This window comes from Microbacterium sp. CFBP 8794, from assembly GCF_014841235.1.
Lineage (GTDB): Bacteria > Actinomycetota > Actinomycetes > Actinomycetales > Microbacteriaceae > Microbacterium.
In genome coordinates this window covers 1-4,198 of record NZ_JACYTT010000008.1, presented here as the reverse complement: position 1 = coordinate 4,198, position 4,198 = coordinate 1, and the positions used below count along the sequence as shown (strand labels likewise).

Annotated in this window: 5 protein-coding genes; 1 reads left to right on the top strand and 4 read right to left on the bottom strand. The window is 56.1% G+C overall.

The features are described 5' to 3' along the window. Positions 1 to 83 precede the first annotated feature (83 nt). Positions 84 to 218 (top strand): helix-turn-helix domain-containing protein, encoded by a 135-nt coding sequence (locus tag IFU19_RS17170; protein ID WP_441004780.1) that lies wholly within the window; start codon positions 84 to 86, stop codon positions 216 to 218. Positions 219 to 221: 3 nt separating this feature from the next. Here IFU19_RS17170 and IFU19_RS16480 read toward each other — a convergent pair whose 3' ends face one another. The 4 genes from IFU19_RS16480 to IFU19_RS16390 form a co-directional block, all read right to left on the bottom strand. After that, a complete protein-coding gene (locus IFU19_RS16480; protein WP_199858850.1) occupies positions 222 to 1,535 on the bottom strand; it encodes a hypothetical protein in 1,314 nt (437 codons plus the stop codon). Between the two features lie 280 nt (positions 1,536 to 1,815). Beyond that, positions 1,816 to 2,514, bottom strand: coding sequence for an adenylate/guanylate cyclase domain-containing protein (locus tag IFU19_RS16400; RefSeq protein ID WP_192212233.1), 699 nt, complete (start codon positions 2,512 to 2,514; stop codon positions 1,816 to 1,818). A gap of 53 nt (positions 2,515 to 2,567) precedes the next feature. Continuing rightward, on the bottom strand, positions 2,568 to 3,263 hold the full coding sequence (locus IFU19_RS16395) for an adenylate/guanylate cyclase domain-containing protein (RefSeq protein WP_192212232.1): 696 nt from the start codon (positions 3,261 to 3,263) through the stop codon (positions 2,568 to 2,570). After that, positions 3,260 to 3,943, bottom strand: a complete 684-nt coding sequence (locus IFU19_RS16390) for a Pycsar system effector family protein (RefSeq protein ID WP_192212231.1) — start codon at positions 3,941 to 3,943, stop codon at positions 3,260 to 3,262. The genes IFU19_RS16395 and IFU19_RS16390 overlap by 4 nt, the downstream gene beginning before the upstream one ends. Positions 3,944 to 4,198: the final 255 nt, after the last annotated feature.

Genomic DNA, 4,198 nt, shown 5'->3' with positions numbered 1-4,198 from the left:
ATCTCGCTCGAGCCTTCGGTGTCACGGAGTGGACGATTCAGAACGTACGGAAGCTAGCGGGTGTCGCCACACGAGGTCGCAGCATGTCGCAGGCCTCCATTAGTCGTGCGGCTGAGCTTCATGCTCAAGGCCTGTCGTTCCGCAAGATCGCGATCACCGTTGGCTACGACGCCAGGACGGTTGCTACCACGCTCCGGGCTCGCGGCATTGCTAAGTAGCTACTACTGACAGCCGACGCCATCGCCATCGCCGTCAAGTCCATAGATGTCGCTACCAATTACGTACACCGGGCCACGAACATATGCTGGTCCATTTCCTTTGCCACCAGCACAGTCAACATCGCTTGCAATAGGCACGCAAGCTCCTGAATAGTTGGGGTCGCAGTTCGAGTCTTGCTTTTGTGGTACAGCAGGCTTCACGTACGTACCAACACTACTTATCTTCGAGACCGGCGGAATGTTGTACGCACGCCAATGGTCGCGGTGGCTGCTCGGGATGTCTCGGCCGATGTCTCCGAGAAACACCATCACGGCAGCGGGGTTGCCGTTGTCAATCTGGACTCCCCATAGGTGTCCGCAGCTGAGTCGGCCGTCAGAGACCGAATAGAGGCTGGGGTCGTCGTAGTAGCGCCTGAGCACCTCTGGCTTGAAGAAGACGGGCGTCAGATAGTGCGGAGCGTCGGGGTTCTTCCCGAAGTAGTTTGCGAGCTTGTCCTCCTCGCAGGTGAACTTCACCGGACGCCCGTTCTCATCCTCGTCGATGATGAACTCGGGGTACTCCTCATCGTCGCGATCCCATGGCCAGATTCCGCTCTGCTCCTGCGGAGGCGGTGGGAGGACTCGCTTGACAAGCAGTCGAAAGAAGACCTGGTTCCGCCCGAGGCCAATATCACCTACGCCCATGAAGACAACCGAGTCCTTTTCGACGTGGTCCTCCTCGTTCAGCTCCTGGAATGCTTCCGGCTTCTCATCTGTGTCTGCAAACACACGAGTGTCCGAGAACAGCAGGAGGTCGAGCTGGCGGGCGGCCTGGTACCGACGCAGGAGCGGCGTCCGAACGCGAATTTGGCGTCCGGTGAACTCGATCGCAAGCTCCTTGGATCCATCGTCGCCGACGCTGTAGTAGTTCCCTGTGGCCTTGTCTTCCCATAGGTGCATCAACAGCCGGAACTCTTCGGAGATGAGGTAGGCATCAGGTACTACGCCATGCATCTCCTGAACCAGAACAAGCGGTTCAAGATCTGGTCCATCGACGTTGCGGTGGTAGGTGCTGACCCACTGGCCATCCTCGTGATACTGCGAGAACCCCGGAAAGCCGCCACCCACAGACATGTCCCAGCTACCGCTCTGCATGGCACGGTCGCGATAACCCGGCACGGCAAAGGCGGCGAAGCGTCCGCCGTTTCGATCGCCGGAAGCGTGCCAGCTGTCATACACAACTGTCCATGGGCCGGTTCCGTTGGCTTGGCTCGTCTTGCGCTCGTTGGCCTGTCGAAGGACATCGGCAGCCTCGTCGTGATTCAGTGTGTTCCCCATACTGCGCCTGATTATGACAGGGACTTCCGACACATCAAGGTTGCTCGCTTCATCGCTGCAGAGCTGACTTTGGCAACTCGTTGTCGGAGCATGTCACTAGCCTGGATCGACCGTGCAGTCGAGCTCCATGCCCGGAGCCTCTCGTGGAGGGAGGTCGCAATGGCCGCGGCTTCGACGCGAGGACCGTTGCCGCGATACATCACAAGTGAGTTGTCGCTGGGTAACGTCGACGTCGCGCCCTGCGCTTGCACTTGAGATATTTCGACTAGCGAAACAGCTGTTACGAAAAACTCCATTCCCAGCTAGAGGCGTAGATGCGACCAAAGTCGTCTACCACGCCTAGGTCCGTCCACATGTCCTGTTGTGGATCTCCGCCGTATTTCGAAGCCGCATTTAGGCTGTCGTAAACTGCCTCGGTTAGGTAGCTCGAATAGCCGCGATCGAACGCCGCAAGTTTAGCAGCGAAGTTGGCGGCGTTACCTACCCACACGAGGTCGTTGCTTCCTCTGATGCCCGTTCGCGACACCATCGTCTGCGAGCTAGCGATGCCAACCTTCTGTCGCAGCTTGAACGAATTCGAAGTATATTGCGCCTGGATAGCGGGCTGCAGGATGTTGTCGACCGCCCATTTGATGCGGAGCGCAGTTCGAGCGGCGGCGGAGTTCTTCGAATCTCCGATGTACACTGCCATCACGCGATCGCCGTCGAACGCCGTAATTGTGCCGCCGTTTGCCTTGATGATTTTGGAGACTGCATACAAATAGTTTTTGTATATCTCGGACGCGAACTCGTCTGAGTAGTCGTCGACTAAGCCTGTAGAGTCTTTTAAGTCTGCGTAGAGTACTACCGCGTCCAGATCTACCGCCTGGTTTCCCATTGTGATGTCATCGGTGCTTGGAACGATTTGTCCCTTGCGTCGCGTCCATACTTTTTGGTGGGTGTTCTTGGCGTACTCGCTAAGTTCTTCGGCTAAGGTCATCTATCTAATCCTTGTGTCGTTTCATTTGGGTCGATAATCATCCTGCAGTGACCTCAAACAACCGGCCACCAGAAGGTGGATCCGTAGATTTTGCCATACCCGTCGCCGTTGCCAAGGTCGCGCCACATCGGTCGGTTGTCCGTTGCAAACTTTGCATCATTTGGCAGCGCGTTAAAGACCTCGGAGGTGATGTAAGAGGGATACCCCTTGTCTAGCGCGGCTAGTTTTGCGGCGATGTTTGCAGCGTTACCCACCCACACTAGGTCGTTAGAGCCGCGGATGCCCGTGCGTGCAACCATTGTCTTTGACGTTGCAATTCCTACTTTCTGTTCTAGTTTGAACGCGATGCCTTTATACTGCGCTTCGATCGCGGGTTGCAAAATGTTCTTTACGGCCCAGTTAATTTTCAAGGCAACCTTGGCTGCGGTGCCTTCTTTGCCGTCACCAATGAAGACGGCCATGACTCTGTCTCCATCGAATGCCGTGATCGCACCGCCGTGATGACGGATAATTCGTGAAACGGTGTAGAGGTAGTTCTTGTACACGGCGGCCGCGAACCAGTCTTTCCAGCCTTTGACGAGGCCAGTCGAATCCTTCAGGTCCGCGTACAGCACCACGGCATCGATATCCACGGCCACGTTGCCGAGCGCCACATCCTCGGCTTCGGGTACTTTTTGGCCGTTCCGCCTTGTCCAAGCTGTTGAATGCGTCTTCGCGGCGTATGCCTTCAGCTCCTCGCCGAGTGTCATGAGGCTGCTCCTGTCGTCGGTGTTGGTGTGGGAATGAGGTCACCTAACTGGTCGGGCATTAGTCCGAGTAGGAGAACGAGGTATAGACCGCCGATCACCGCCATACCTGCGAGAAGGAGGTATAACGACCATTTGAGCCAGAGATGCTTGCGCCATGCCACGATCGACATCTTGATCACTTGGTCCGCAAGTTGATCATCGTTGACGGTATTCTTGGCGAGCACGCGGCTAAGATCGGCTTTTTTCCAATGCCGAAGGTGGCCGAAGTACAGATAGCCTCTATCTTTCGGCGCAGGTTCATTGAGCTTAACGCGCGGCCTGAGGACAATAATCGAGAAAATGACGCTCACGAAGAGCAAAAGCAGCCCTGCGCCGATTACGCAGCGCGATAGAAACGTCAGTTGTGCAAGCGTTCCAGTGGTGGTGACCAGCGCTAACGCGAATCCCATGATGGCAGCTTCAATCGCCAGGGCGGCTGCCGCCTTCACGTCAACCTGAGATATCCAGCTCTTGGCATTGTCGTGAACGCGCCAAGCAAGCTCATCCGAGATCTCCACCTCTTCGGGTGGGGTCTCAACCGGCACGGTGTTCTTTGGTTTCCTCTTCATTTGAGCATGATTATGACACGCGTCTCCGACGATGTCTGTCGTAGAAGCGACAACAACATCGGTACACGCCACCTCTGAGAGGGTAGGCGCAGATGGCCTGTACCGAACCCGGCTCCCGCGCACATTCTGCGAGTGCCGAACAGGGGTGAGGTGATAAGCGTTTTTCGCGGTGTCTCAGTTCAAGCCAAACAAAAAGTCGCCATCGGTACATGGCGACCTCTGTCGTTGGGTCATCGATAATGATAACCATAATCATTTTGGTGCGCCTCCTGAGACGCTACTTGAATTCTGCAACAGAGACAGAGCGCATTCGTGACCTCTGTCAGC